At 71.2% G+C, this 24,131-nt stretch carries 26 protein-coding genes; 11 read left to right on the top strand and 15 right to left on the bottom strand.

Features of this window, described 5'->3' with window-relative positions:
* Positions 1-2: 2 nt before the first annotated feature.
* The 5 genes from C3K08_RS16915 to C3K08_RS16895 form a co-directional block, all read right to left on the bottom strand.
* Positions 3-935 (bottom strand): alpha/beta hydrolase, encoded by a 933-nt coding sequence (locus tag C3K08_RS16915; RefSeq protein WP_104992610.1) that lies wholly within the window; start codon positions 933-935, stop codon positions 3-5.
* A 9-nt stretch (positions 936-944) separates the two neighbouring features.
* Positions 945-1,649, bottom strand: a complete 705-nt coding sequence (locus C3K08_RS16910) for a histidine phosphatase family protein (protein WP_104992609.1) — start codon at positions 1,647-1,649, stop codon at positions 945-947.
* 19 nt (positions 1,650-1,668) lie between these two features.
* Positions 1,669-2,169, bottom strand: coding sequence for a DUF421 domain-containing protein (locus C3K08_RS16905; RefSeq protein WP_104992608.1), 501 nt, complete (start codon positions 2,167-2,169; stop codon positions 1,669-1,671).
* 66 nt (positions 2,170-2,235) lie between these two features.
* The gene (locus C3K08_RS16900; RefSeq protein ID WP_104992607.1) at positions 2,236-3,315 is read right to left on the bottom strand and encodes a phosphotransferase family protein; all 1,080 of its coding nucleotides are present in this window, start codon (positions 3,313-3,315) and stop codon (positions 2,236-2,238) included.
* Positions 3,312-4,130 (bottom strand): SDR family oxidoreductase, encoded by an 819-nt coding sequence (locus C3K08_RS16895; protein WP_104992606.1) that lies wholly within the window; start codon positions 4,128-4,130, stop codon positions 3,312-3,314. Before C3K08_RS16895 ends, C3K08_RS16900 begins: the two co-directional genes overlap by 4 nt.
* Between C3K08_RS16895 and C3K08_RS16890 the strand changes: the two genes are divergently transcribed.
* Both C3K08_RS16890 and C3K08_RS16885 read left to right on the top strand, forming a co-directional pair.
* On the top strand, positions 4,129-4,428 hold the full coding sequence (locus tag C3K08_RS16890) for a type II toxin-antitoxin system HicA family toxin (RefSeq protein WP_104992605.1): 300 nt from the start codon (positions 4,129-4,131) through the stop codon (positions 4,426-4,428). The genes C3K08_RS16895 and C3K08_RS16890 overlap by 2 nt on opposite strands.
* Positions 4,425-4,745 carry a type II toxin-antitoxin system HicB family antitoxin gene (locus C3K08_RS16885; protein ID WP_104992604.1) on the top strand — a complete coding sequence of 107 codons (321 nt, stop codon included), beginning with the start codon at positions 4,425-4,427 and terminating at the stop codon, positions 4,743-4,745. The genes C3K08_RS16890 and C3K08_RS16885 overlap by 4 nt, the downstream gene beginning before the upstream one ends.
* A 168-nt stretch (positions 4,746-4,913) precedes the next feature.
* Here C3K08_RS16885 and C3K08_RS16880 read toward each other — a convergent pair whose 3' ends face one another.
* Genes C3K08_RS16880 through C3K08_RS16855 form a run of 6 tightly spaced genes read right to left on the bottom strand, consistent with a single transcriptional unit; the run spans position 4,914 to position 9,253 of the window.
* Positions 4,914-6,152 (bottom strand): acyl-CoA dehydrogenase family protein, encoded by a 1,239-nt coding sequence (locus tag C3K08_RS16880; protein WP_104992603.1) that lies wholly within the window; start codon positions 6,150-6,152, stop codon positions 4,914-4,916.
* Positions 6,149-6,484, bottom strand: a complete 336-nt coding sequence (locus tag C3K08_RS16875; RefSeq protein WP_234009272.1) for a hypothetical protein — start codon at positions 6,482-6,484, stop codon at positions 6,149-6,151. Before C3K08_RS16875 ends, C3K08_RS16880 begins: the two co-directional genes overlap by 4 nt.
* Positions 6,481-7,569, bottom strand: a complete 1,089-nt coding sequence (locus C3K08_RS16870) for an SMP-30/gluconolactonase/LRE family protein (RefSeq protein ID WP_104992602.1) — start codon at positions 7,567-7,569, stop codon at positions 6,481-6,483. Before C3K08_RS16870 ends, C3K08_RS16875 begins: the two co-directional genes overlap by 4 nt.
* Positions 7,566-8,012: a PaaI family thioesterase gene (locus tag C3K08_RS16865; protein ID WP_104992601.1), complete on the bottom strand. Its 447-nt coding sequence runs from the start codon at positions 8,010-8,012 to the stop codon at positions 7,566-7,568. The genes C3K08_RS16870 and C3K08_RS16865 overlap by 4 nt, the downstream gene beginning before the upstream one ends.
* On the bottom strand, positions 8,009-8,467 hold the full coding sequence (locus tag C3K08_RS16860; RefSeq protein WP_104992600.1) for a MaoC family dehydratase: 459 nt from the start codon (positions 8,465-8,467) through the stop codon (positions 8,009-8,011). The genes C3K08_RS16865 and C3K08_RS16860 overlap by 4 nt, the downstream gene beginning before the upstream one ends.
* A 9-nt stretch (positions 8,468-8,476) precedes the next feature.
* Entirely contained in the window at positions 8,477-9,253 is a 777-nt protein-coding gene (locus C3K08_RS16855; protein ID WP_104992599.1) for an SDR family oxidoreductase, read from the bottom strand.
* A gap of 214 nt (positions 9,254-9,467) precedes the next feature.
* On the opposite strand from C3K08_RS16855, the gene C3K08_RS16850 reads away from it, so the two are divergent.
* The 3 genes from C3K08_RS16850 to C3K08_RS16840 are packed head-to-tail and all read left to right on the top strand — an operon-like array spanning position 9,468 to position 15,593.
* A complete protein-coding gene (locus C3K08_RS16850) occupies positions 9,468-10,349 on the top strand; it encodes a C39 family peptidase (RefSeq protein ID WP_104992598.1) in 882 nt (293 codons plus the stop codon).
* Between the two features lie 38 nt (positions 10,350-10,387).
* Complete coding sequence (locus C3K08_RS16845; RefSeq protein WP_104992597.1) at positions 10,388-14,980, top strand: MG2 domain-containing protein; 4,593 nt, start codon at positions 10,388-10,390, stop codon at positions 14,978-14,980.
* Positions 14,981-15,023: 43 nt separating this feature from the next.
* The gene (locus C3K08_RS16840) at positions 15,024-15,593 is read left to right on the top strand and encodes a hypothetical protein (protein WP_104992596.1); all 570 of its coding nucleotides are present in this window, start codon (positions 15,024-15,026) and stop codon (positions 15,591-15,593) included.
* On the opposite strand, the gene C3K08_RS16835 is transcribed toward C3K08_RS16840, so the two are convergent.
* The 4 genes from C3K08_RS16835 to C3K08_RS16820 form a co-directional block, all read right to left on the bottom strand.
* Entirely contained in the window at positions 15,590-16,234 is a 645-nt protein-coding gene (locus C3K08_RS16835; protein ID WP_104992595.1) for a cyclodeaminase/cyclohydrolase family protein, read from the bottom strand. The genes C3K08_RS16840 and C3K08_RS16835 overlap by 4 nt on opposite strands.
* 84 nt (positions 16,235-16,318) lie before the next feature.
* The gene (locus C3K08_RS16830) at positions 16,319-16,717 is read right to left on the bottom strand and encodes an HU family DNA-binding protein (RefSeq protein ID WP_369848627.1); all 399 of its coding nucleotides are present in this window, start codon (positions 16,715-16,717) and stop codon (positions 16,319-16,321) included.
* 192 nt (positions 16,718-16,909) lie between these two features.
* Positions 16,910-18,337 carry an aldehyde dehydrogenase family protein gene (locus C3K08_RS16825; RefSeq protein WP_104992593.1) on the bottom strand — a complete coding sequence of 476 codons (1,428 nt, stop codon included), beginning with the start codon at positions 18,335-18,337 and terminating at the stop codon, positions 16,910-16,912.
* Positions 18,338-18,468: 131 nt separating this feature from the next.
* Positions 18,469-18,741: a metal-sensitive transcriptional regulator gene (locus C3K08_RS16820; protein WP_104992592.1), complete on the bottom strand. Its 273-nt coding sequence runs from the start codon at positions 18,739-18,741 to the stop codon at positions 18,469-18,471.
* A 325-nt stretch (positions 18,742-19,066) separates the two neighbouring features.
* Here C3K08_RS16820 and C3K08_RS16815 point away from each other — a divergent pair, with 325 nt between their 5' ends.
* The 6 genes from C3K08_RS16815 to C3K08_RS16790 all read left to right on the top strand — a co-directional run bounded on the left by C3K08_RS16815 (position 19,067) and on the right by C3K08_RS16790 (position 23,838).
* On the top strand, positions 19,067-20,455 hold the full coding sequence (locus C3K08_RS16815) for a rhodanese-like domain-containing protein (RefSeq protein ID WP_104992591.1): 1,389 nt from the start codon (positions 19,067-19,069) through the stop codon (positions 20,453-20,455).
* A gap of 62 nt (positions 20,456-20,517) precedes the next feature.
* On the top strand, positions 20,518-20,835 hold the full coding sequence (locus tag C3K08_RS16810; RefSeq protein WP_104992590.1) for a rhodanese-like domain-containing protein: 318 nt from the start codon (positions 20,518-20,520) through the stop codon (positions 20,833-20,835).
* Positions 20,832-21,635: a sulfite exporter TauE/SafE family protein gene (locus tag C3K08_RS16805; RefSeq protein WP_104992589.1), complete on the top strand. Its 804-nt coding sequence runs from the start codon at positions 20,832-20,834 to the stop codon at positions 21,633-21,635. The genes C3K08_RS16810 and C3K08_RS16805 overlap by 4 nt, the downstream gene beginning before the upstream one ends.
* A gap of 94 nt (positions 21,636-21,729) precedes the next feature.
* Positions 21,730-22,305, top strand: coding sequence for a YeeE/YedE family protein (locus C3K08_RS16800; RefSeq protein ID WP_104992588.1), 576 nt, complete (start codon positions 21,730-21,732; stop codon positions 22,303-22,305).
* Entirely contained in the window at positions 22,302-22,775 is a 474-nt protein-coding gene (locus C3K08_RS16795) for a DUF6691 family protein (protein WP_104992587.1), read from the top strand. The genes C3K08_RS16800 and C3K08_RS16795 overlap by 4 nt, the downstream gene beginning before the upstream one ends.
* Before the next feature lie 175 nt (positions 22,776-22,950).
* Complete coding sequence (locus C3K08_RS16790) at positions 22,951-23,838, top strand: glycosyltransferase family 2 protein (protein ID WP_104992586.1); 888 nt, start codon at positions 22,951-22,953, stop codon at positions 23,836-23,838.
* The last annotated feature ends 293 nt before the right edge of the window (positions 23,839-24,131 follow it).

Raw genomic sequence — 24,131 nt, 5'->3', positions numbered from 1 at the left:
CGCTAGGCCCCCGACAGTTCGCGCCCCAGCCACGCCGCCGCCCGGTCCAGCAGGTGGGCCGCGGCGGGCGAGAGGGCCGTCAGGTTGACGAAGCCGTGGATCATGCCGGGGCCAGGCAGATGCTCGGCGCGGACACCCGCCGCCCGCAGCGCCTCCACGTAAGCGGCCCCCTCGTCGCGCAGGGGGTCGAATTCGGCGGTCATCACCAGGGCGGGCGGGAGGTCGTGCAGTTCGGCGGCATGAAGCGGGGAGACATGGGGGTGTGCGCCGTGGGCGGCGTCCGAGAGGTACATCTGCCCGAAAAAACGCATCCGCTCTTCGGTCAGGAAATAGCCCTCCGCGTTCTCACGGCGGCTGGGGTAGCGGTCCGTATTCACGAAGTCGGCCGCCGGGTAAATCAGGAGTTGGGCACGGATGGGCGGGCCACCGTTGTCGCGGGCCATCAGGGTGCAGGCGATACACAGGCTCGCCCCCGCGCTGTCCCCCGCCAGGGCAAGGCGGGAGGTGTCGGCCCCCAATCCCCCCCCGTGCGCGGCGGCCCACGTCAGCGCGGCGTAGGCGTCCTCCACCCCGGCGGGGAAGCGGTGTTCGGGCGCGAGGCGGTACTCCACGCTCAGCACGGCGGTCTGGGCCACCGCGCAAATCTCGCGGCACACGCTGTCGTGCGTCTCGATGGAGTAGGCGACGAAACCGCCCCCGTGGAAGTAGATCGTGAGGGGGTGTGGCCCCTTCCCCTCCGGCGTATATAGCCGGGCAGGCAGGTCGGAGGCCGGGCCGGGAATCGTCAGGTCGCGCGTTCCGGCGATTCTCACCGGTCGCCTCGGCATCCGTGCGGCGTTGGCGACCACGGCGGCCCGCATCTCCTCCAGGCCGGAGGGCTGGGGGGCGGCGGCCATCTGAAGCAGGATTTCCTTGAGGTGGGGGTCGAGGGACATGGGTCTCCTTTAGCGCCAGGACGAGAGGTCGGCGGTGAGGTGCGCCGTCTCGTTGAAAGAATCGAGGCTCGCCCGTCCCGCGCCGTAGGTCAGCCGGGTGAGGCTGCCGTTGCGGACGCGCCAGTTCAGCGTGAGGGCGGATTCGTCGGGGGCGCGGAGCACCGCCGCGACGGTCACCCCGATCACGCCGCCGGAGGTAAAGGCGAGTACGGTGCGCCCGGACGGCCCCGCCAGCAACTCGCGCAGGAAGGCGTGGACGCGGGCGCGGAACTCCGCCCACGGCTCCACGTCCGCGTGCGCGACCTCGCCGCGCAGGTAGGCGGCGGCCAGCGGTTCGAGCATCCGCTGGAGGTGCCGGTTGCGGTCGGGACCCTGCCGCGCGGCTTCGGACGCCCGCAGCAGGGTGTCGAAGCCGGGGTCGCGGGCGGCCAGCAGCGGCGCGAGGGTGCGAATCAAGCCGTCTCCGTCGTACTCGGCCAGCCGGGGGTCGGTGACGGGGTCCGGCCAGACGCCGCCCGCCGCCTCTGCCGCGAGGCGGGCGCTCTCGCGCTGGCGCACCAGGGAACCGGAGACCACGTCGGTCGGTTCCAGGCCGGACTCGGCCAGGTATGCGCCCACCGCACGGGCCTGGGCCTCCCCCAGCGGGGACAGGCGGTCGGTGTCGGCCTCGAAGGGGGTGGCCTGCCCGTGCCGCACGAGGATCAGGGTACTCACGCGGTCCCCCGGCGAAGGCTCAGGCTTTCACGACGCTGATGGTGCCGCCCGATTCCAGCACGGCGAACTTCACGTCTGAGAGCTGGGTGACGCCCGCCTCGCGCATCTTGCTCTCCAACGTGGCGCGGGCCACCCGCGAGCGGCGCATCGCGCCTTCCTGCACCTGCCCGTTTTCGACAAGCACGACCGGGGAATTGTCGAAGGTTTCCTGCACGGCCTCCGACCGCGCCCCCCATGCCGAGATGCCCCACTGCGCCAGCACCAGCACAAGCAGGCTCAGCGCCGACTCGACGATGGAGTTGCCCAGAATGGCGCTGGCGACCAGCGACCCCGCCGCGATGTTCACCAGAAAGTCGAAGGAGGTAAAGGACGCGAAGGTCCGCGAGCCGAAGGTCCGGGCCAGGACGATCACGTACCCCAGCAGCAGCAGCGAACTCAGGACGATCCGCAGGATCAGCCGCAGCGACCAGCCGCCCTGCGGCGTCAGGATGTCCGTCAGGACCGACCAGAACAGTTCCATGCGGGCAGCGTAGGCTCCCCGCAGCAGAAATGCCGTTCAGGAAAGGGTCATGCCCCTGCCTCCCACTCACGCCCCCCCACCGCCGACCTCCCGAATCCGCCGCCACGCCTCCCCGATCAGCCACGCGGCCTGCCCGCCCAGCGGCGCGAAGCGGGGGTCTCTCGTCTGCCCGGCGCGGTAGCGGGCGTAGATCTGCTGGACAATGACCGCGAGCTTGAAGTGCCCCAGCACCTCGTACCACGCCACGTTCGACACGTCCCGCCCGCTGCGGGTGGCATAACGCTCCAGAAACTCCTCGCGGCTCAGGAACCCTGGAGCCGCTGCCCCGACGCGGTTCTCGGCTCCGCCCGGCTGCTGGGGCATCGTCCAGTAGGTCAGGGTCAGGCCCAGGTCAGCGAGGGGATCGCCCACCGTGGTCATCTCCCAGTCCAGCAGGGCGACCACCCGCGCGGGGTCCGCCGGGTCCAGCATCAGGTTATCGAGCTTGAAGTCGTTGTGGACGAGGGTATGGGCGGATTCGGCGGGCGTGTTGGCGGTCAGCCAGGCGATCACGTCCTCGTCGTGCAACTCGTCCACGGGGGGCAGGTCGTCGGTGCGGGCGCGGCGCCAGCGTCCCGCCCAGCCTTCCACCTGCCGGGCGTTGAAGCCCTCGGGCTTGCCCAGGTCGCGCAGGCCCGCCGCGCCGATGTCCACCGCGTGCAGGTCGGCCAGCGTGTCCACCAGCGCCTCCGAGAGCTGCCGGGGGGCGCCAGGCAGGGCAGCGTATTCCGGCGGTAACTTCGTCCGCACGACCACCCCGCGCCGCCGCTCCATCAGGTAGAAGGGCGCTCCGATGACGGCGGGGTCCTCGACCAGCAGCACGGGTGCGGGCGCGACGGGCAGCACCGGATGCACCCGCGAAAGCAACCGGTACTCGCGCGGCATGTCGTGCGCCTTGGCCGCCACCGGGCCGAGGGGAGCGCGGCGCAGCACGTACTCCTGATCGCCCAGCCGGAGAAGATACGTGAGGTTGGAAAAGCCTCCGGGGAACTGCTCGACCTCCAGCGCGTCCACATCGCCCTCCACCTCCCCGCGCAGCGCCTCCTTCAGCGCGTCCAGCGGCAACTCCTCGCCGGGGCGCACGGGCGCGGTGTCGGGACGGGTCACGCGTGGCCCTCGGTGCGGGGGGCGTCCTCCGAGGGCTTCAGGAACGCCTGCTTTCCCATCAGCAGCGCCATCGCCTTTTCCCGCAAGCGGCGCATGCCGCCGATCCAGCCGTCGTAGTCGGCGGCCTTCTTCTGAAAGGACTGAAGAGTGGTCGGGTGCGTGGTGATCAGGAAACCGTCCCGCCGCAGCACCTCCAGCGTCTTTTCCACCAGCTCATCGGTCGTGATCGCCGTCTGCTGGAGGATGGGCGCGTTCTGGATCATCGGCGTCCAGACCCCTTCCGGGCAGAGGGCGGACACCTTGATCCCCCGGTCGGCGTAGGTGATCGCCAGCCACTCGGCAAAGGCGAGCGCCGCGTGCTTGGTGACCGCGTAGGGGGCCGAGTGCAGTTCGGTGAGCAGGCCCGCCGCCGACGCCGTGTTCAGGAAGTAGCCCTCGCCGCGTTCCAGGTAGTGCGGGAGCAGGTGCCGGGCGGCCCAGACGTGGCTCATCACGTTGACCCGGTGGATCAGGTCCCACTGCTTGTCGGGCGTCTCCGGCCCCTCGCCGATGGCGATGCCCGCGTTCGAGCAGAAGAGGTCGATGCGGCCCTCCTGCCCCAGCACGTCCGCGATCAGGGCCTGAATCTGGTCCTCTTGGGCCACGTTCGCGGGCACGAAGCGGGCACCGATCTCGGCGGCCTTCTGTGCCCCGACTTCCGCGTTGAGGTCGGAGGCGATGACGGTCGCGCCCTCCTGCACAAAACGCGTGGCGAGCGCGAGGCCGATGCCGGAGGCGGCGCCGGTGACGACGATGATCTTGTTCTGGAAGTCCATGGGTTCTCCTTTTGGTGGTACTGGATTCAGGTACTATAAGACCGTGAATACCCGTCAGCGCCGCACTCTGGGGCGGGTCTTCGAACAGCCCACCCGGAGTGACGTGGCCTGGACAGACGTCGAAGCGTTGTTCCGGGCGCTGGGGGCCGACATCACCGAGGGAAACGGGAGCCGGGTGCGGGTGGCCCTGAACGGCGTTCGCGCGGTCTTCCACCGTCCCCACCCGGAAAAGGAAACGGACCGGGGGGCGCTGGTGAGCGTGCGGCGCTTTCTGGAGAATGCAGGGGTGAAGCCATGATGGAATACAAGGGGTATATCGGCACCGCCACCTTCGACGACGCGGCCGATCTGTTTCACGGCGAGGTCATCAATCTGCGCGACGTGATCACCTTTCAGGGGCGCAGCGTGGACGAGTTGCGGCAGGCTTTTCGCGAGAGCGTGGACGATTACCTGGCCTTTTGCGCCGAGCGGGGTGAGGAACCGGAACGGCCCTTCAGTGGCCGCTTCAACCTCCGTATCAGCCCCGAACTGCATGCCCGCGCCGTCGCCCGCGCCCGCAGCGAGGGCCTGAGCCTCAACGCCTTTGTGGAACGGGCACTGGAGCGGGTGACCTGAGCTGAAGGCGATGAGGTTCAACTGTCCCCCAACCGCCGCAAGAGTGCCCCTTTCCGGCTGAACACTCTCACCGTGGCCCGCGTGAACGACATCCGGAAATACCTCGGTGGAATCAGCGGGCTTTTGCATCTGCTCAAGGCGGTTAGCAGCCTCATCCTTTTGCTCCGCCTACCGCCGCCGCAGGTCCACGCCCCGCGCCCGCAGTTCTTCCTTAGCCACCGTCTCGGTATGGACGATGTCGGGGCCGTCGGCGAGGCGCAGGGTGCGGGCCTGGGCGTACATCATGGCGAGGGGGGTGTCCTGGCTGACGCCCGCGCCGCCGAAAATCTGGATGGCGCGGTCGATCACGCGCAGGGCGACGTTAGGCGCGACCACCTTGATCGCGGCGATCTGGCCCCGGGCGGCCTTGTTGCCCACGGTGTCCATCATGTGCGCGGCCTGGAGGGTCAGCAGCCGGGCCTGGTCGATCTCCATGCGGCTGTGCGCGATGGCCTCCCGCACGTGCTGGTGCGCGGCGAGCGGCTTGCCGAAGGCCACCCGCTGGCTGCTGCGCTCCACCATCAGCTCCAGCGCCCGCTCCGCTTGCCCGATCAGCCGCATACAGTGGTGGATGCGGCCCGGTCCCAGGCGGCCCTGCGCGATCTCAAAGCCCCGGCCCTCGCCCAGCAGGATGGAAGAGGCGGGCACACGCACGTCCTCGAAGGTCATCTCGGCGTGGCCGTGCGGAGCGTCGTCGTAGCCGAAGACGGTCAGCATCCGCTCGGTCGTCACGCCGGGCGCGTCCATCGGCACCAGGATCATGGACTGCTGGAGGTGGCGCTCGGCATTGGGATCGGTCTTGCCCATGAAGATGCTGACCGCACAGCGCGGGTCGCCCGCCCCGCTCGTCCACCACTTGCGGGCGTTGATGACGTACTCGTCGCCGTCGCGCCGAATGCTGGCCTGGATGTTCGTCGCGTCGCTCGACGCCACCTCCGGCTCGGTCATGGAGAAGGCGGAACGAATTTCGCCGTTCAGGAGAGGCACCAGCCACTGCTCCTGCTGCTCGGGGGTGCCGTAGCGGGCGAGCACCTCCATGTTGCCGGTGTCGGGCGCGTTGCAGTTGAAGATCTCGGGCGCCCACCACACCCGGCCCATGACCTCGCACAGGGGGGCATATTCGAGATTGGTCAGGCCGGGGCCGAACTTGCCCTGCGGGTCGCTGGCGGGCGGCAGGAAGAGGTTCCAGAGGCCTTCCGCCCGCGCCTTCGGTTTCAGGTCCTCGATCAGTTGCACGTGCTCCCAGCGGTTGCCCTCATTCACTTGGCGGTGAAATTCGGCCTCGTTGGGATAGATGTGCTCGTCCATGAAGGCGGTCAGCCGGGCGTGCAGGTCGCGGGTGCGCGGGGAAACGTCGAACATGGTCATGGCAGTTCCTCCTGGGGATGCAGGGGACGAAAGGTGGCCGCCTTGCCCTCAATGCCCAGCAGCACCTCGTGGGCAGGGCCGCCGTCCTCGCGCCGGACCGTCAGCCCCAGCGCGAGAATCTCGTCGAGCAGCGCCTCGGCGCGGGTCATCAGGGTGGGGTCGGCGTCGTGGGCCAGCTCGTCGGTCAGGCGGGCTTCCTCGTCGAAGAGGTGGCGGTAGGGCGCGAACGCCTCGGTAGGCTGGAAGTCGCAGTGGAGGGCGAAGGAGTCCGTGTGCAGGAGAGGCATCCGCGCGAGCAGCACGCCGTCCCGCTCCAGCAGGTAGGTGGTCACGGGCGCACCTGCGAGATCGGCACGCGGGCCAGCGTGTCGCCGTGCAGCGAACTCAGGATCAGGTGGTCGCCGTGGGGCAGCACCTGGGTGACGTAGCCGTAACTCTGCGGCCCGCTGCCCTGCGCGAAGGCGACGGGGCGGCCTTCCAGATTCAGCGCGACGAGCATGGATTCCTCGGGAAGCGGAAGCTTGGTGCGTTCGGCAATCCGGGCAACCACCCGCCGCAGCCAGGGCTGACGCGCGGTGGCGTCCAGCAGCGGCGAGCGGCGGCTGGGGAGGGCGACCCAGAAGGTCGCCACGCCGTCGAAGCGCACGTTGTCCGGGTAGCCGGGGAGAGAATCGGCAAAGACCTCCAGCGTTCCGGCCTTGTCGCCCACCAGCCACAGCCGGTGCACCCTGGGTCCCCCCGTCTCGGTGACGAGCAGATACGCCCCGTCCGGCCCCAGCGCCACGCCGTTGGGAAAGTTCAGGCCCCGCGCCAGCACGACCGTCTCGCCCGTCTCCAGGTCGTGCCGCAGCACCCGCCCGTGCCCGCCGTGTTCCAGCAGGTCGAGGAGTTCGTGCGGCCACCCATACTCGCTCGACGCGTCAGTGAAGTAAACGAAGCGCCCCGCCCGGTCCACGTCGAGGTCGTCGGTGAAACGGAAAGGGACCCCCTCGGCTTCGGTGGCGAGCACCTCTACCTCTCCCCCGTTCAGCCGCACCCTCAGCAGCCCCCGCAGCGCGTCCGCGACGAGCAGGGAGCCGTCAGGGTGGAAGCGCAGGCCCAGGGGCCGCCCGCCCGTGTTCGCCACGACCCCGGGCTGGGTACCGTTCGGTTGAAAACGGACGATGGCCCCGCCACCAAAGCCACTGTAGAGGCGGCCCTGAATATCCACCGCGACCGATTCGGGGGAGGTCTGACCGGGCACGGGGGCGAACCGCTCCGCCGTGTCCAGCCGCCCGTTGTCCGCATACGGCCCGCCCGTCCGCGAGGGGGTCAGGCCCGGCCCCTCCCAGGCCACCGGACGCACCCGCGTGGGCGCGAGGAGCAGCCAGCCCACGCCCGCGCCGAGGGTCAGGCCGAGGACGGTGCGGAGTCTCACGCCCCACCTCCCGCCGGGGCCACATCGGCCACGACGATGGTGCCCAGCGCGGTGGCGACGAGCTTTTCCTGACCTCCCTGCACGGCGAAGATGTCGCAGCGGGTCACGGCCTGCCGCCGGGTCGCGCTCACCACGCTGCCCCGCGCGACGAGGGCCTCGCCCACGCCGGGCCGGAGAAAGTTGATCTTGAACTCGGACGTTAAAACGCTGGGGCCGAGCGCCGCCGCCCCCATAAAGGTGAGGGCGATGTCGGCCAGCGCCGCCTGCACGCCCCCGTGCGCGAAGCCGTGGTGCTGGGTCAGTTCGGTGCGGAAGGGCACCCGCACGACCACCCCGTCGGGGGCCATGTGCTCGACCCGCGCCCCGACCAGCACGCTGAAGGGCTGCGAGTCCAGCACGCTCTGGGCGAAGGCGACCGCCTGCGGCCCCTCCAGCGCGGTCACAGGTACACCCGCATCACGGTCTCGGCGGTGGCGGCGGGTTTGTCACTGCCCTCCAGTTCGATGGTGTTGGCGACGGTGAGTTGAGCGTAACCGGGACCGTCCTCGACGCTCAGCAACGTCGCGCGGTTGCGTAGGCGGCTCCCCACGGGCACGGGCGCGATGAAGCGCACCCGGTTCAAGCCGTAGTTCACCACCATCCGCACGCCGCCCAGCGCGGGAAAGCCGCCCCCGGTCATAAAGTGCCCCGCCAGCAGTGAGAGCGTCAGGAAGCCGTGCGCGACTGGGCCGCCGAAGGGCGTCTGCGCGGCCCGCACGGGGTCCACATGGATGAATTGATGGTCGCCCGTCGCGTCGGCGAACCCGTTCACCATCTCCTGCGAGACGGTCACCCACTCCGAGAGGGCGATCTCCCCGCCGAGGCGGGCGCGGAGGTCATCGAGAGTGATCGGGGTCATGGCTTCTCCTCAAATCGCTGTAATTCCGCCGTCCACCGCGATGTTCTGCCCGGTCATGTAGGCCGAGGCGTCCGAGGCGAGCAGCAGCGAGAGGCCCTTGAGGTCCTCCGGTCCTCCCAGGCGGCCCAGCGGCGTGTAACCCAGGATGGTGTCGCCGCCGTATTCGAGGGTGCCCTTCGTCATCTTGGTGGGGAAGTAGCCGGGGCAGATCGAATTGACGGTGATGCCGTACCGCGCCCACTCGGCGGCGAGGGCGCGGGTCATGTTCACGACCGCCCCCTTGGACGTGTTGTAGGCGAGCGTGCCCGCCATGCGGGGGCTGTTGCCGCGCAGCCCGGCAACCGAGGCGACATTGATGATGCGGCCCGCTCCCGCCGGAATCATGCAGCGCTTGCCGACCGCCTGCGTGAGCAGAAAGAGGCCGTTCACGTTGAGGTTCATGACCTTCTGCCACGCCTCGAAGGGATGCTCCTCGGCGGGAGCGCCCCAGGTGGCCCCCGCGTTGTTCACGAGGATGTGGATGGGGCCGACCTCGCTGTGGATGCGCTCGACGAGCGGCTCAATGGTGCCAAACTGCGAGAGGTCATGGGCGTAGACGTGGGTGGTGATGCCCAGGCCGGTGAGGTGCGCCTTCGCCTCGTCCAGCTCGTTCTGCTTGCGGGCGGTCAGGACGACGGTCGCGCCGTATTCGCCCAGCGCCTCGGCGATTTGCAGGCCGAGGCCGCGCGAGCCTCCGGTGATCAGGGCGACTTTGCCAGTCAGGTCAAACAGGTCTTTCAGGGCCACAGGGCTACCTCCGGGAGAATGGGTTGTGACGTTCGCCCCACGATAGGCAAAGTGTACGTGCGCGTCAATTTTGAACGCGCAGGGATACTCGCGCCCGGAGTGGGCAGGCGGGGTCTGGGTGCAGGCCCGTGGGTACCTCCTGCAAGGGGAAAAGGGGCAAGCCCCATTTATCCAGCCGGGGCTTGCTCGGGGAGCGGACCCCGCACACTGAACCATGTCGAGGCGACTTCTTCTTTCCGTCCTGACCGCCCTGACCCTGGGAGGCGCGGCCTCCGCCCAGGTCACGCTGAAGAACATTCGTCACGAACCGCAGGGCCGGGACAACTGCGGCCCGGTCACGGCGATGACGATTGCGGGCTACTACGGCACCCGCCTGACGCAGGCACAAGCGGCGAACGCCCTCAAGGACTCGGCGAGTGACCCGCAGGTCACCAGCGTGGAGCTGGCGAACTATCTGGGGCGCTTTGGGCTGCGGAGTGTGATCCGGTACGCGGGCACGCCCGAACTGCTGCGCGAGCTGCTGCGGCGCGGCTTTCCGGTGGTGGTGCAGCAGCGGCTGCGGCCGGGCAGCGCGGTGGCCCACTTCCGCACGGTGTATGGGTACGAGGGAGGCCGGTTTCTGACCTCCGACCCCCTGCGCGGGGCGCGGCTGTGGCTGACCCAGGCCGAGCTGATGGACCTGTGGCACTACTACAACGGCGAGTACATGGTGACGTACCCACCCGCACGGGAGGGCGAGGTCCGCGCCGCCCTGGGCGAAAGCTTCAGCGCCGCCGGAAACTGGCAGCTCCTGCGGCGCATCGGGGAGAGCAACGTCAAGGCCCGCCCGAACGACCCCTACAACTGGTGGGGGCTGGGCAAGGCGAACCTGCGACTGGGCTTTGTCAAGGCCGCCGCCGACAACTTCGCGCGGGCGGCGAACCTGGGGGTGCCTACCCTGTACTACCTCTACCGGCAGGAGGCGTTCGAGGCCTGGAGCCAGTCGGGCGACCACGACAAGACGCTGAAGTACACCGTGCAGGCGCTCAAGATCGACCCGCAGAGCAAGGAGTTGCTGCGCTTCCGCAACCAGGCGCGGGCGGCGCTGGGCGGATAAAGGGCCGCACCCGGTCAGGCTCCGCAGTACGCTGAGCCATGTCCTCCCGCACCCCCTTCCGGCTGCGCTCCGGCCTGCTGACCCTCTGCCTGCTGCTGGGGGGTGCGGGGGCCGAGCGCACCGTCGCGCCGACGCCCCTGTACGCCAGCCCGGACCTGGGGGGCACCCCCGTGCAGACCCTCCCCTCCGGCACGCCGCTCGCGCCCATCGAGCGGCGGGAGGGGCGACCTGGGGAGAAACCCGTGCTGGCCGTGCTGGCGGGTGACCGGGTGCTGTACGCCCGCGCGGGGACGGTGGCCTACACGGACACGGGGGTCAACCTCATCGGGCGCGAGAGCTACTTCGGCTACATATCGCCGCAGCCGAGCGGACAGGCGGCTTCACTGATCCTGACCCGCAACCTGGAGAGGGCGGAGGGCCGGGTGACCGCGTGGCAGGTGCGGGTGCTGCCGCTGGACGCCGCGCGGTTGGACGGGGCGGGGCTGAACCCGACTCCCCCACCTCGGGTGACGGGTTCGGCGGTGCGGACGCTGACCGTCAAGGCGAGCGGCGAACGCACCGAGGTCGACCTGGGACGGCTCGTGCCGGGGCTGTACCTCGTGGCGACGGCGCGGGCGGACGCGCCCTCCAAACCGCTGGCGACCGCCGTGTTGCAGGTCACCGACCTCGCCCTGACCACCCTCACCACGCCGACCGGGGTGGAGGTCTGGGCGACCCGGCTGGACACGGGCGCCCCCCTGTCCGGCGTGCGGCTGGATGCGGTGGCCCTGCGCCCGCCGAACGAGGAGGAGCAGCGGCGGGAGGGGGCCTGGCGCTACCGCCCGGCGCGGGTGCTGGCTCCGGTCACGACCGACGCGCGGGGCTTTGCCCGCCTAGGGCTGCGGGACGGCGAGCGCCTGTGGCTGCGCGGGCGGGTCACGCTGGGCGGGGCCACGCACCGGGCCGTGCTCGGCGTGGACGACTACGGCCTGGGGGCAGGAACGCCGGAGCGGGCGCGGGCCTACCTCCAGACCGATAAACCGGTCTACCGCCCCGGCGAGACGCTGCAGGGGCTGGCCGTCACGCGCTCGCTGGGCGCGGGAACCCGCACCCCCTGGCGCGGAGCGCTGACCGTGCGGCTGGTGTCGGGGCCAGGGGACGTCCTCGCGCAGGCCCGCGTGACCGCGAACGCTTCCGGCCTCGCCCGCTTCTCCTTCCCGCTGCCCGAGGGGGTCCGTACAGGCGAGTACCGCCTTGAGGCCGAGTTGCCCGCTGCGCCCAGCCCGGCCAACCCGAAGCCCCTCCCCGACGTGAGTTCGGTGCCCGTACGGGTGCAGGCCTTCGTCAAGCCGCAGTTCACGCTGGACATGACCGCGCCGCGCGAGGTCGTGACCGGGGCCAGCGTGCCCGTCACCGCGCGGGCGGAGCGGTACGAGGGGGGCGGGGCCAACGTGCCCGTCGAGTTTACGTTGCTGGGCGGGTCGGACCAGTCGGAACTGTGGCCGGGGGCGGTGCCGGGAATCAGCGGGCGGCCCGACTTCGAATGGATTTCGCCGGACACGTGGCGCAGTTCGGCCTTCCTGACCGTGCCCCAGGACCGCGCCCCCGCCGCCCGACTCCAGACCCGGCAGGGGACCGGCACGGTGAACCTGCCCCTCACGGCCCCGAACGGCCGCCCCCGCGACCACGTGGTCATCGTCCGCGCCCGCGACGAGTACGGGCGCGACGTGCTGGCGAGCGTGCCCGTCACGGTGCATCCGGCGGGGTTGCGGCTGGAGCTGCTGCGCTGGCCCAGGCTGACGGGGGGCCGGGCAAGTGCCACCCTGCGCGTGCGGGCAGTGGGACCGGGCACGCCCCTGCCCGGCCGCGCGGTGACCGCCACGGTGGTACGGGTCTGGCAGGAGCGGGTGGCCCAGGGCGGGCGCATCGAGTACCGCGAACGGCAGGCCACCGTGCAGACGCAGACCCTCCGCAGCGGGGCGGGCGGCACGCTGACGGTCACGGCGCCCGCGACCGGGTCCGGCAGCTACACCCTGCGGCTGGAGGCGAGGGACGCGGCGGGGCGGGTCACCCGCTCCAACGTGAGCCTGGGCTACGTGCCGGAGCCGTCCACCCAGGCCCCCGGCGTGCGCTTCACGCTGGCGCTGGACCCCGACCGCGACACCTACGGGGTGGGCGACACGGCCCGCCTGACCCTGCGGACCACCCTCCCGGTGGGCACCCCGGTGCGCCTGACCGCCGCCGCCGAGGGCCGCCTGACCACCCGCACGGTGCGCGTGACGGGCCGGACCCAGACCCTGACCTGGAAGGTCACCCCCGACCTCTCGCCGGGCTTCACCGTGCAGGCGACGGCGGTGGCCGGGGCCGAGAGCGTGCGGGCCGGGACGCCGCTGCTGTACGTGCCGCGTTCCGACCGTCAGCTCGCGGTGACGGTGAAGCCCTCGGTTCCGCAGGCCCGCCCCGGCGAGGAGGTCACCCTGAGCGTGGACACCCGCGCCGGGGGCAAGGGGGCGAGCGCCCTGGTCACGCTGGCGGTGGTCAACGAGGCCGTCTACGCCGTGGCTCCCGATCCCAGCCCCGACCCGTGGCGCTTCCTGTGGGGCGCCACCTACCCCCGCGTGGAGGTGCGCTCCAGCGCCGGGGCGCCCGCCGATGGGGGTGGGGGCGGCGGGGCGGACCAGAACGGCGCTCCACTGCGGCAGGACCTGCGCGAGGTCGCCTATTTCGGGGCCGTGCAGACCGGGGCGGATGGCCGCGCCCAGGTCAAGGTGAAGCTGCCCGAGGCGCTGGGCCGCTACCGGATCACCGCCCGCGCCTTCACCGGGTCGGGCGGGGCCGGGGACACCCGCGCTGGAATCACGGCGGCCCTCCCCTTCGCCGTGCGCCTGACCGGGCCGCGCGTGCTGACCCAGGGGGATGTGGGCAGCGCGTACCTGGGCGTGCAGGACCGCACGGGGGCGAAAGCTGCCCAGGTCGCCCTGACGGTGGGCACCGACGTGCTGACCCGCGCCCTGACCCTGAACGGCGGGGACGCGGTGGCGCGGTTCCCGTTGCAGGCCCCGGCATCGGGCCAGAAGCTCCCGCTGGAGGCGCGGGCGACCTCCTCCAGCGGCAAGGCCGACGCCCTGCGCCTGACCCTGCCGCTGCGCCCGGCCGGGCCGCGCACCCGCCTGACCCGCGAGGGGACACTGACGACGGCAAGCACGCGAACGGTGGACTTCGGGGTGCCCTCCGGCGAGCAGGCCGAGGCCCTGACCCTCACCCTGGCGGCCACCCCCCTGCAAGCGGCACTGGCCGACCTGGACGCCTACCTTGCCGACCCCACCCAGCGCTGGATCACCACCGACGCGGTCGCCGCCCGGCTGCGGGCCAACCTCGACCTCGTGGGGCTGGCGGGACCGCTGGGCTGGCCGGACGTGCGCGAGCGGGCGCTCTCGCAGGCGCGGCGCGACCTCGCCACGCTGCTGGCGCTGCGGCAATTCGGGGGCGAGAACGGCGCGGGCTGGAGCTGGACTGCCCAGGGTCCGGTGACCGGCGAGCAGACGGCGCACGCCCTAACCGCGCTGGTGGGAGCCAAGGGCGCGGGCCTGACCGACGCGGCCACCCTGCGCGGCGCCGTGGACGCGGCGCGGGGCCTGCTTGGAAAGGCGAGCGCCGGGGACCGCGCCCACCTCGCCTCGGCCCTCGCCCTCGCTGGGGACATGGCTCCGGCGCTGAGCTTGGCCCGCTCCGGCGGTGTGCGGGAGGCGGGGGTACAGGCTCAGCTCGCCGCCGCGCTCGCCCCCTCCCCGGCGGCGGGGGCACGGGCGGCGGCCCTTTCCCTCTACCGGGCAGCGCGGGCACAGGCGGAGCGCACTCCCGACGGCGGCCTCCTCCTCGCGGACGACGTGACCGCCACCGCGCACCTGCTCGACGCCGCGCAGGCGCTGGGGCAGACGGCGGACGCGCCGCTCCTCCTGCGGACGCTGCTGGACCGCCGCACAGGAGGCGCATGGGAGGGACCACTCGCCACCGCCGCCGCGCTGGGGGCCTTGCGGGAAGCAGTGGCGGGAGAGACACGCCGCCCGACTACCCGCGTGACCGTCACGCAGGCCAACTTCACGCGCGACCTCACCCTCGGCCCACCCGTGCGGCTGTCGCTGCCGTCGAGTGGGGCAGCATCGCCCTTGGGCCTCACCGCGAACGGTCCCCTCGCCTACCGGGCCGAACTCGACGCCCGGACGGCGGGGAGCAAACCCGCCGCCCTCTCCCCCATCGTCGTGGAGCGGCGCTACGACCGCTCACGGGTGGAGCGCGACGGGCTGGTCACGGTGACCCTGACCCTGCGGACCCCGGTCGCCCTGCGCCACCTGCGCCTCACCGATCCCCTTCCCGGCGGGCTGGAGGCGGTGGACGACCGCCCCTTCGCCTTTCCCGGCGCGGTGGCGAGCGCGGGGCAGACGGCTGCGGCGTGGGCCGACCGCTCGCTGTATGACGACCGGGCGGTCTTCTACCTCGAACGCCTCCCGGCGGGCGTGACCACCGTGCGCTACCGCCTGCGGGCGCTGGCCCCCGGCACCTACACGGCCCCCGCCCCCCGCGTGGAGTCGGCGTCGGGACTCCCGCCCGCGCAGGGACAGGCGCAGCGGGTGGAGGTGGTGGAGAAGGAGTGAGCCTGGCTGGAACCTCTGTCCCCTTTCCCCCGTACCTGACCGCATGAAACTGCGCTCCATCCTCCGCAACGTGGCCCGGCAGGAGGCGGCCAGTGTGGGCGAGGCCGCCCGCCGCGCCGCCGAGTCCCTGCGACACGACCCGCGCGTGCAGGACACCGCCAGCCGCCTGAAGGCCCGCGCCGGGGACCTCGGCGGCAGCGCCCGCGCCCGCGCCGACGAGCATCTGGAACGCCTCATCGAACGCCGCCACACCCGCCCCGGCGTGTCCGTTCCCGACGAGGTGGCCGCCGCGCTGGCCCAACGCCGCCGCGAGCGGGAGGCGCGGGTGGCGATGGCGCGGGCCAGGACCGCCCTGATCGCGCAGGGCGAGACGCCCGAGCAGCGGCGGGTGCTCACGCTGCTGGCCGATTCGACCCCCTGGGCGGGCGGTCAGGCTGAGGCGGTGCGCTATACGGGGCTGCTCGACCGCCTCGCCCCCTCCGGCGACCCCGCCGCCGAGATGGCGATTCACCGGGCGCTGTGGACGCTGGCCGAGCGCCGCGTGCTGTCCGTGTCACCGCACGGAGAGATCACGGCGTGTGAGCTGCCCGTAACGGTGGAGGTCCAGGGCTAACTCCCCGCCCGCTCTCCCATCCGCTCCAACGCCTCCTCCAGCACTCCGTCCGCCAGTTCGCGGGCGCGTCGGGCCAGGGCGGCAGTTTCCTCGCGCAGGGCCTGAGCTTCAGTGTCGGGCAGCCGAGAGAGGTTGGCCTCCACGGTCACGCGGGCGGCGTCCACCGCCCCGGCAAGGAGGCCCGCCCCCGCGCCCACGTCGCTGACGACCAGCGTGGGCGAGAGCGAAAGCGCTTCGGCCGCCCGCTCCAGCACCCGCACCCCAGTCTGCGCGAGGTCGAGGGGCACTCCGGCGGCGCGGCGGGCGGCGTCTTCCAGCGCGGCCTCCCGCTCGGCGGCCTGTTCCGGCGTCTCGTCCGGCTGTCGGGCAGCCTCCACGAAGCGCCCGAAGGCCCGCGCGTCGGCCTGCCCCAGCGTCTGGAGGTGCTCGCGCTGCCCGGCCAGCCAGGGCAGCAGGGCGCGGCGCTCCGGGTGCGCCTCCTCGCGCCAGGACCGCTCCAGGGCGATGTTCAGCACCATCTCCATCAGCGCGACCCCGAAGGCCGCCGCCACTGCCGCCGCCGCTCCGCCCCCCGGCGTGGGGTCGCCGCTCGCCGTCCGCGCGAGGAGGTCACGGGCCGTCTCGTCCCAGAACTGCGCCATAGGGGAACTCTACGCGACCGTCCCGGCTGACGACCCAAAAAAAGCCGCCCCCACGTAGGGGACGGCCCGGTCAGAGGAAAAAGCTTACAGGTTGCCCTTGAGGGTGCTGGCGACCTTGAAGGCCACCTTCTTGCCCGCGGGGATCTGGATCTTCTCGGAGGTGCCGGGGCGCACGCCGGTGCGGGCAGCGGTGGCCTTGACGCTCAGGGTGCCCAGGCCGGGCAGGCCCACGCTCTGGCCGCTGCGGATGGCGTCCACGACCACGTCGAGCATGGCGCTGACGGCTTCCTCGCTCTGCTTCTTGGTCAGGCCGGTCTTCTCGGCGACCTGCTCCACGAGCTGGGTCTTGGCGACCTTGCCGGTGCGCTCGCTGCCAGCCTCGGCGTTGCCGCTGCGGCCACGGGTCGCGCCGCCGTTGCCACCACGGCTGGTGGTGCCTTCGGACTTCTTGCTGGCCGCTGCCTTCGTCGTCTTCTTCGTCATGGCGTGCAGCATGACATATGTGCTGGAAGGCGAAAGGGGGGGGTATTCAGCGTCCAGGCCCTCCAGCACGCATTTCCTCCAGCCACAAAACCTGAAACGTCGGCTGGCACGAGGTTTTTCAGAAAGTCCATTAAGTCACGTTTAAGGCCGACCACCCCCATTGACCCCCGCCCAGCGCGGCTCCCAGGGCCTCTAGCGCAGCACCACGGTCTTGACGTAGGTGAGTTCCTCGACCGAGGCGCGGGCACCCTCGCGGCCGAAGCCGCTGTCTTTGATGCCGCCGTAGGGCATCTGGTCCACCCGGAAGGTGCTGGGGTCGTTCACGATCACCCCGCCCGCCTCGATGTCGCGGGCGGCTTCCAGCGCGTGCTGAAGGTTGGTGGTGAACACGCCCGTCTGGAGGCCGTAGCGGCTGCGGTTGGCGGCGGCGATGGCCTCCGACCAGCTCGCGGCGCGGGAGAGGACGACCACCGGGCCGAAGGCCTCCTCCGCGACGAGGTGCGCGTGTTCGGGCACGTCCTCCAGCACGGTGGGGGGCAGGATATTACCCTGGGGGGTGCCGCCCAGCAGCAGGCGGCCCCCGAGGGACTGCGCCTCCTCGATCCAGCCTCCCAGCCGCTCCAGCGCCGCCGCCCCGATCAGCGGTCCCACGTCGGTCGCCTCGTCGAGGGGGTCGCCGCACACCAGCGACCGGCTGGCCTCCAGAAAGACCTCGCGGAAGCGGTCATAGGCGGCCTCGTGGACGATCAGGCGCTGGGGGTGGATGCACACCTGCCCCTGATAGGCGAAGGAGACGGCGGCGAGCGCCCGCGCGGCCCCCTCCACGTCGCTCTCGGCGTCCACGAGGTTGGCGCTGTTGTTGCCCAGTTCCAGCACGACGGGCTTGAGGCCGCTGCCGCGCTTGATGCTCTCGCCCACGCCGGGACTGCCGGTAAAGGTCACCAGCGAGATCTCCGGCGCCGAGGTCAACGCCGCGCCCAACTCCGCGCCGCCGTGCAGCACGCTGACCGCGCCGGGCGGGAATCCGGCATCGCGCAGCAGCTCGGCCAGCAGGTTGGCGGTGAGGGGCGTCTGGGGCGCGGGCTTGAGAATCACCACGTTGCCGCCCGCGAGCGCCGGGCCGACCTTGTGCAGCGCGAGGTTCAGCGGGAAGTTGAAGGGGCTGATCGCCGCGATGATCCCGCGCGGCTCGCGGCGGGTAAAGCCCATCCGGCCCTCCCCGAAGCGGCTGGCGTCCAGCGGAATCCCCTCGCCCGACAGCCGCAGCGCCTCGTCGGCGGCGAAGGACAGGTTCTCCACGCTGCGGGCGACCTCGACCCGCGAGGCCTTGAGCGGCTTGCCCGCCTCGGCGGCGATGGTCCGGGCGAAGAGGTCGGCCCGTTCGGCCAGCAGCGCGGAGGCCCGGCGCAGGCCGCCCGAGCGGCGGTGCGCGGGCCAGCGGCGGTATTCGCGGAACGCCTCCCCCGCGAGATCGAGCGCCCGGCGCAGTTCGGCTTCCCCGGCGCGGGCCACGTCGTAGAGCGCCTCCCCGGTGTAGGGGTGGGTCACCCGGTCGGTTTGCGCGGTCATGACGGTCTCGCCCCCGATCAGCAGGGGCACGCGGGTCAGGGTGGTGGTCATGGGGTCACTGTACGGCGAGCGGCCATGAGGCGTGGGCCTGCCGCACCTTCACCGGGCTTCTGCGCTCCCAGGAACGAGAACAGCGCCTGCCCCCTGATAACCGGCAGGCGCTGATCCGGCGTGGTCCTCCCTCAGCCCCGCAACAGCTTGACCGCCCGTACCACGTCCTGCGGGGTGATGGTCTCGCCCGGATGGGCACGGCAGCCCGAGGCGTACTGCTCCAGAATCGTGTCACCCGTGGCGTCGAGCGCGCTGCGAATGCCTGACAGCAGGGTCAGGATGTCGTGGCAGTCGCGGCCCTCTTCGATCATGCGCTGCAGGCCGCGCACCTGGCCCTCGATGCGGCGCAGGCGGTTGAGGACCTTCTCGTCAGTGGCGCTCAGGGGAGCAGGGGTGGGGGTCATGGGACTCCTTGGCGAGGGGAAAGGACAGCGAGGACCGGAACCGAGAGATCAGACCTAATATACCCCCCCAGGGTAGCAAGGGCCAGCCCAGGGGGCACATTCCGGGCGGAACCGAGAAGCAGCCCCGTGGGGGTCGGCCAGTCAGCCGCAGACGGGACGGTCCGCCTCCGGCCGCTGAACCACGCGCCGGGCCAAGCCCCTGCCCAGCGTCGGGCAGCGGGGCGGAGGTGCCGAGCGCTGAACCGGACCGGCCAGATACCCCCAGGGGGTACTTGACGGGATACCAGGGGGGGATATACGGTGCGGGCAGGTCAGGAGGACATCCATGTACTTCAAACGCTTCTACGACACGGACCTCGCGCAGGCGTCCTACATGATCGGCTGCCAGAAGACCGGCGAATGCCTGGTGGTCGACCCGGTCCGCGACATCTCGCCGTACCTCGCCGAGGCGCAGGGCCAGAAGCTGCGCGTCACGCATGTCACCGAGACGCACATCCACGCCGACTACCTGTCGGGCAGTCGCGAGCTGGCGAAGGCCACCGGAGCGAAGCTGCTGCTCTCCGACGAGGGCGGTGCGGGGTGGCAGTACACCTACGACGACGGCAACCGGGTCAAGCTGCGTGACAGCGACACGTTCATGGTGGGCAACGTCCGCATTCAGGCCCTGCATACCCCGGGCCACACGCCTGAACACCTGAGCTTCCTGATCACGGATACTCCCCGTGGCGACGCACCCAGCATGATCCTGACCGGCGACTTCGTGTTCGTGGGCGATCTGGGCCGCCCGGACCTGCTCGACGAGGCGGCGGGGGGTCAGGACACCCGCTTTATCGGCGCGAGGCAGATGTTCGCCTCGTTGCGCGACAAGTTCTTGACCCTGCCCGATTACGTGCAGGTGTGGCCCGGTCACGGGGCGGGAAGTGCCTGCGGCAAGGCCCTGGGCGCGGTACCCACGACCACCGTCGGCTACGAGCGGGCGCTGAGCTGGTGGGGTCGGCTGGTGGAGGCGGGAGACGAGGAAGGCTTCACGCAGGAACTCCTCGCGGGCCAGCCCGACGCCCCGCTGTACTACGGCCGCATGAAGCTGGACAACCGCGACGGCCCCGCCCTGCTGGGGGAGGTGCAGCCCTTGGCCGAGCTGAGCGCCCAGGACGTGAAGGCGCGGCTGGCTGCCGGTGCCCGCCTGATCGACACCCGACCCAGGGAGGAGCATCAGGCCGGGGCGCCCGTGGGCAGCGTGAACATCCCCGACGGCGGCACGCTGGAGACGTGGGCGGGCTGGCTGCTGACCCCGGAGCGCGAGCTGATCCTGCTGGCCCCCGCCGACCGGGCCGAGGCCCTGCGCCGCCAGCTCTGGATGGTGGGGCTGGACCGCGTGACGGGCTTTCTGCCCAGCGCCCAGGGTCTGGACACGGTTCCCGCGCAGCCTATCCCCGCGGCCAAGCTCGGTTCGCACCCGGACGCGCTGATCCTCGACGTGCGGGCGAAGACCGAGTACGAGGCGGGCCATATTCCCGGTGCCCGGCAACTCCACGCCGGACGCCTCCCCTGGCGGCTGGACACCCTGCCGCGTGACCGCGAGATCGTCGTGCACTGCCAGGGCGGGGCCAGGAGCGCCGCCGCCGCCAGCCTGCTGCGGGCCGAGGGCTTCGACGTGCTGGAACTCGCCGGGGGCTACGAGGCCTGGGCGAAGGCGCAGCACGAGACCGTCTGACGTTTACCCAGTGGAGGTGGCGTCCCTGGGACCGCCTCCGCTTCTGCTGAAAGGAGCTGGCCATGACCTACCAGGACCTCTTCACCACGGAACTGGAAAGCAAGCAGCGTGGGGGCGCCCGCCTCGTGGACGTGCGGGAGCGCAACGAGTACATCCAGGGACATATCCCCGGTGCCGCCAACCTGCCCCTGAGTGAACTGGTCGGGCGGGAAAGCGAGATCGGGCCGAACACCGTCCTGATCTGCGCGAGCGGGAACCGTTCCTCGCAAGCAGCGGCTTACCTCGCCTCCCAGGGCAAGACCGGGCTGATGAACCTCTCCGGGGGCACCGCCGCCTGGGTGCGCGAGGGCCGCGAGATTCGGGGCGGCGAGCAGCCATGATCTTCGCCTGGATCGGTGCCGCCCTGATCGGGCTGAGCCTCGGCCTGCTGGGGTCGGGCGGCTCGATCCTGACGGTGCCCGTGCTCGTCTACCTCGTGGGCGAGCCGGAGAAGCTGGCGATTGCCGAGTCGCTCGCCATCGTGGGCGGCATCAGCCTGATGGGCGCCGCTCCCTACGCGCTGAAACGGCAGATCGACTGGCGCTCGGTGCTGTGGTTCGGCGTTCCCGGAGTCGTGGGCACGTACCTGGGCGCTGCCCTGAGCGTGTACCTCAGCGGCGTGGTGCAGTTGCTGCTCTTCGCGGCTGTGATGCTGCTCGCCGCCGTGATGATGTGCCGGCCCCCGAAAGCCCAGCCGGAAGGCCAAGCGGTCCCCCCGCGCTCTCCCCTCAAGATCGGAGCGGAAGGGCTGGGCGTCGGTGTGCTGACCGGGCTGGTGGGCGTGGGCGGGGGCTTTCTGATCATCCCCGCGCTCGTGCTGCTGGGCGGACTGCCCATGAGCCTCGCGGTGGGGACCAGCCTGCTGATCATCGCCGCCAAGAGCTTCGCGGGCTTTGCCAAGTACGTGACCGTGCTGGCCGAGCAAAACCTGTCCATGCACTGGAACCTGATCCTGATGTTCACCGCCATCGGAGTGGCGGGCAGTTTCCTGGGGGCACGGGTGAGCCGGAAGGTGTCCAACGAGGGCCTGCGAAAAGGCTTCGCCGCGTTTCTGATCGTGATGGGCGTGTACGTGCTCGCCACCAACGTGCCCAGGGTGCTGCCCCCGCCCCCAAGCACAGGAGCGCACGTGCCCCGCTGACGTTCCCCCCTCCCCCCGGCCGCGACTGCGCCGCCCCCGGCTCTCGCGGCCCGCCTTCTGCTCCGCTTCTTCTGATGCTTCCGAGGTTGCCCCAATGACTGAACTGCTCGGCTTCCTGCGCTCGCCCTGGCCCTGGTACGTGGGCGGCCCCCTGATCGGCCTGACGGTGCCGCTGCTGCTGTGGCTGGGCAACAAATCGTTCGGCCTCTCCTCGAACCTGCGCCACGCCTGCGCGATCCTGCTGCCCGAGTCCGTCAAGCCCGGCTTCTTTCGCTACGACTGGCGGAGGGAACGCTGGAACCTGACCTTCGCCGCCGGGCTGGTGCTGGGCGGCTTTGTGGCGGGCGGACTCCTCGCCGATCCGGACCCCGCCCGCCTGAGTGCCGCTGGCGTGGCGTCGGTGCAGGCGCTGGGCGTAGAGGTGCGGCCCGGCCTGGTGCCCGCCGAGCTGACCGACCTGTCCAACCCCGGCGCGTGGCTCTTGCTGGCCTTTTCCGGCCTGCTGGTGGGCTTCGGGACCCGCTACGGCGGCGGCTGCACCTCCGGGCACGCGATCACGGGACTCTCGACCCTGCAAGGCCCCTCGCTGATCGCCACGGTGTCCTTTTTTGTGGGGGGCATCCTCAGCGCGAACCTGCTGCTGCCTGTCCTCCTCGGGGTGATCCTGTGACGGTCCGGCCCATTCCCGGCGTCCACACCGGGCCTTCCTCCACCACCCACGCCGCGACCGGGCTGCTGGCCTACCTGCTGGCCGGGCTGTACTTCGGGGTGGTCCTCGTCAAGTCGGAGGCGGCGAGCTGGTACCGCATTCAGGAGATGTTCCGCTTCGAGGCCTTTCACATGTTCGGGTTGATCGGCTCGGCGGTGCTGACGGCGATGGTCACCACGGCGCTCTTGCGGCACTTCGGGGTCCGCAGCCGTGAGGGACAGGCGATCACCGTGACCCCCAAGGAGCCGGGCTGGCGGCGCTACGTGCTGGGCGGCCTGACCTTCGGGGTGGGCTGGGGACTGGTGGGCCTGTGTCCGGGGCCAATCTTCGTGCTGCTGGGCGCCGGGGTGTGGCCCATCCTGATCGTGCTGACTTTCGCGCTGCTGGGGACCTATCTGTACGGGGCGCTGCGGGACCGGCTGCCGCATTGAAGCATAAGCCCGAAGGCGAAGGTCCTTCAGGTGTGCTTCGCCTCCGTCTATGCGGGACTTTCGGCCAGGAAGCAGCGGGGACCCCCGCCCGGGACGCCCAGGTTCGGCGGACTCCTGCGCCGGGAAGGGCTAGACTGGCCGCGCCTTTCCCCATTCCCGGCACTCAAGGAGCGCGATGTTTCTCTCGGTCGTTATCGTCAGCAAGGGCCGCCCGACCATCCTGGCCGGAACGCTGGCGTCGCTGGACCGCCAGACCCGCGCCCCGGACGAACTTCTCCTCGTGGTGACGGGGGAGGCAGACCTGCCGCAGGGCGTGCGGGAGCGGCCGGACCTGCGGCTGCTCTTCTCGGCTCCCGGCATTCCCCGGCAGCGCAACCACGCCCTCGACCACCTCTCCCCACAGTCGGAGGCGGTGGTCTTTCTCGACGACGACGTGGAACTGGCACAAGATTACCTGCGCCGGACCGAGGGCTTTCTGGTCACCCACCCTGGCGTGGCGGGCTTCAGTGCCGTGCCGATTCTCGACCGGGCCGAGGAAGGGTTGCTGCCGCGCGAGCGGGCGCGGGAGGTGCTGCGGACATGGTCTGCCCCGCCGCCCCCGGTGCGCCCCCGGCTGGGCCTGTACGGCTGCAACATGGTGGCCCGCACAGCCCCGGCCCAGTCAACCCGCTTCGACGAGCGCCTCGCCCTGTACGCCTATCTGGAAGACCTCGACTTCGGCTCACGGCTCTCGCGGTGGGGCCAGACGGTGGATTACAGCGGCGCGCGCCTGATTCACCTCAGCACCCCCTCGGGCCGCATGTCGGAAACGCGGCTGGGTTTCGCGCAGGTCATGAATCCGGTGTACCTCTGGGCAAGCAAGCGGGCCATTCCGGGCACCGAATGCCTGCGGCTGATCGGGCTGTCGCTGGGGCTCAACGTGCTGAGTCTGCTGGGCATCGACCGCCGGTTGCGAATCACCCACGCGGCCACCGACCGCCGCGAGCGGCTGCGGGGCAACCTCGCGGCCCTGCGCTTGCTGGGGCGGGGCGTGATCGACCCCGCGGCGGTGCGCGACCTCTGAGCGGCTGTTTCAACAGGGCCTCACGCCTCACAGCAGAGGACAGAGGGTGGCAACCTCGGGTTGTCGGCCAGAGCATAGAAGGACGGTCTCCAGGAAACGGCGCCCCAGGTGCCTCCCCGAACGCCCAAGGCTCTCCTTCACTTCGCTCGCCCGGCTGCGCCGCTTTGCCGGTCCGCTCGGCCAACCACCGCGGAACACCACCGCCTCCTTGGGGCCGATGCTTGATTGCACCACGCTCTGAGCGGCTGTTTGAAAAGTCTGCCAGCGTTTACCGCCTTCCCGATGGTTCCGGG

The organism is Deinococcus sp. NW-56 (genome assembly GCF_002953415.1).
Lineage (GTDB): Bacteria > Deinococcota > Deinococci > Deinococcales > Deinococcaceae > Deinococcus.
The sequence above is the reverse complement of the archived record's forward strand: the minus strand, read 5'-3'. Positions and strand labels throughout refer to the sequence as shown.

What these genes read in the sequence shown, in the direction of transcription:
- C3K08_RS16915 (WP_104992610.1), bottom strand. Translation starts at nt 935, where the DNA reads ATGTCCCTCGACCCCCACCTCAAGGAAATCCTGCTTCAGATGGCCGCC.
- C3K08_RS16905 (WP_104992608.1), bottom strand. Translation starts at nt 2,169, where the DNA reads ATGGAACTGTTCTGGTCGGTCCTGACGGACATCCTGACGCCGCAGGGC.
- C3K08_RS16890 (WP_104992605.1), top strand. Translation starts at nt 4,129, where the DNA reads ATGGGTTCTCCTTTTGGTGGTACTGGATTCAGGTACTATAAGACCGTG.
- C3K08_RS16895 (WP_104992606.1), bottom strand. Translation starts at nt 4,130, where the DNA reads ATGGACTTCCAGAACAAGATCATCGTCGTCACCGGCGCCGCCTCCGGC.
- C3K08_RS16885 (WP_104992604.1), top strand. Translation starts at nt 4,425, where the DNA reads ATGATGGAATACAAGGGGTATATCGGCACCGCCACCTTCGACGACGCG.
- C3K08_RS16880 (WP_104992603.1), bottom strand. Translation starts at nt 6,152, where the DNA reads ATGACCATGTTCGACGTTTCCCCGCGCACCCGCGACCTGCACGCCCGG.
- C3K08_RS16860 (WP_104992600.1), bottom strand. Translation starts at nt 8,467, where the DNA reads ATGACCCCGATCACTCTCGATGACCTCCGCGCCCGCCTCGGCGGGGAG.
- C3K08_RS16850 (WP_104992598.1), top strand. Translation starts at nt 9,468, where the DNA reads ATGTCGAGGCGACTTCTTCTTTCCGTCCTGACCGCCCTGACCCTGGGA.
- C3K08_RS16845 (WP_104992597.1), top strand. Translation starts at nt 10,388, where the DNA reads ATGTCCTCCCGCACCCCCTTCCGGCTGCGCTCCGGCCTGCTGACCCTC.
- C3K08_RS16840 (WP_104992596.1), top strand. Translation starts at nt 15,024, where the DNA reads ATGAAACTGCGCTCCATCCTCCGCAACGTGGCCCGGCAGGAGGCGGCC.
- C3K08_RS16835 (WP_104992595.1), bottom strand. Translation starts at nt 16,234, where the DNA reads ATGGCGCAGTTCTGGGACGAGACGGCCCGTGACCTCCTCGCGCGGACG.
- C3K08_RS16830 (WP_369848627.1), bottom strand. Translation starts at nt 16,717, where the DNA reads ATGACGAAGAAGACGACGAAGGCAGCGGCCAGCAAGAAGTCCGAAGGC.
- C3K08_RS16825 (WP_104992593.1), bottom strand. Translation starts at nt 18,337, where the DNA reads ATGACCACCACCCTGACCCGCGTGCCCCTGCTGATCGGGGGCGAGACC.
- C3K08_RS16820 (WP_104992592.1), bottom strand. Translation starts at nt 18,741, where the DNA reads ATGACCCCCACCCCTGCTCCCCTGAGCGCCACTGACGAGAAGGTCCTC.
- C3K08_RS16815 (WP_104992591.1), top strand. Translation starts at nt 19,067, where the DNA reads ATGTACTTCAAACGCTTCTACGACACGGACCTCGCGCAGGCGTCCTAC.
- C3K08_RS16810 (WP_104992590.1), top strand. Translation starts at nt 20,518, where the DNA reads ATGACCTACCAGGACCTCTTCACCACGGAACTGGAAAGCAAGCAGCGT.
- C3K08_RS16805 (WP_104992589.1), top strand. Translation starts at nt 20,832, where the DNA reads ATGATCTTCGCCTGGATCGGTGCCGCCCTGATCGGGCTGAGCCTCGGC.
- C3K08_RS16800 (WP_104992588.1), top strand. Translation starts at nt 21,730, where the DNA reads ATGACTGAACTGCTCGGCTTCCTGCGCTCGCCCTGGCCCTGGTACGTG.
- C3K08_RS16790 (WP_104992586.1), top strand. Translation starts at nt 22,951, where the DNA reads ATGTTTCTCTCGGTCGTTATCGTCAGCAAGGGCCGCCCGACCATCCTG.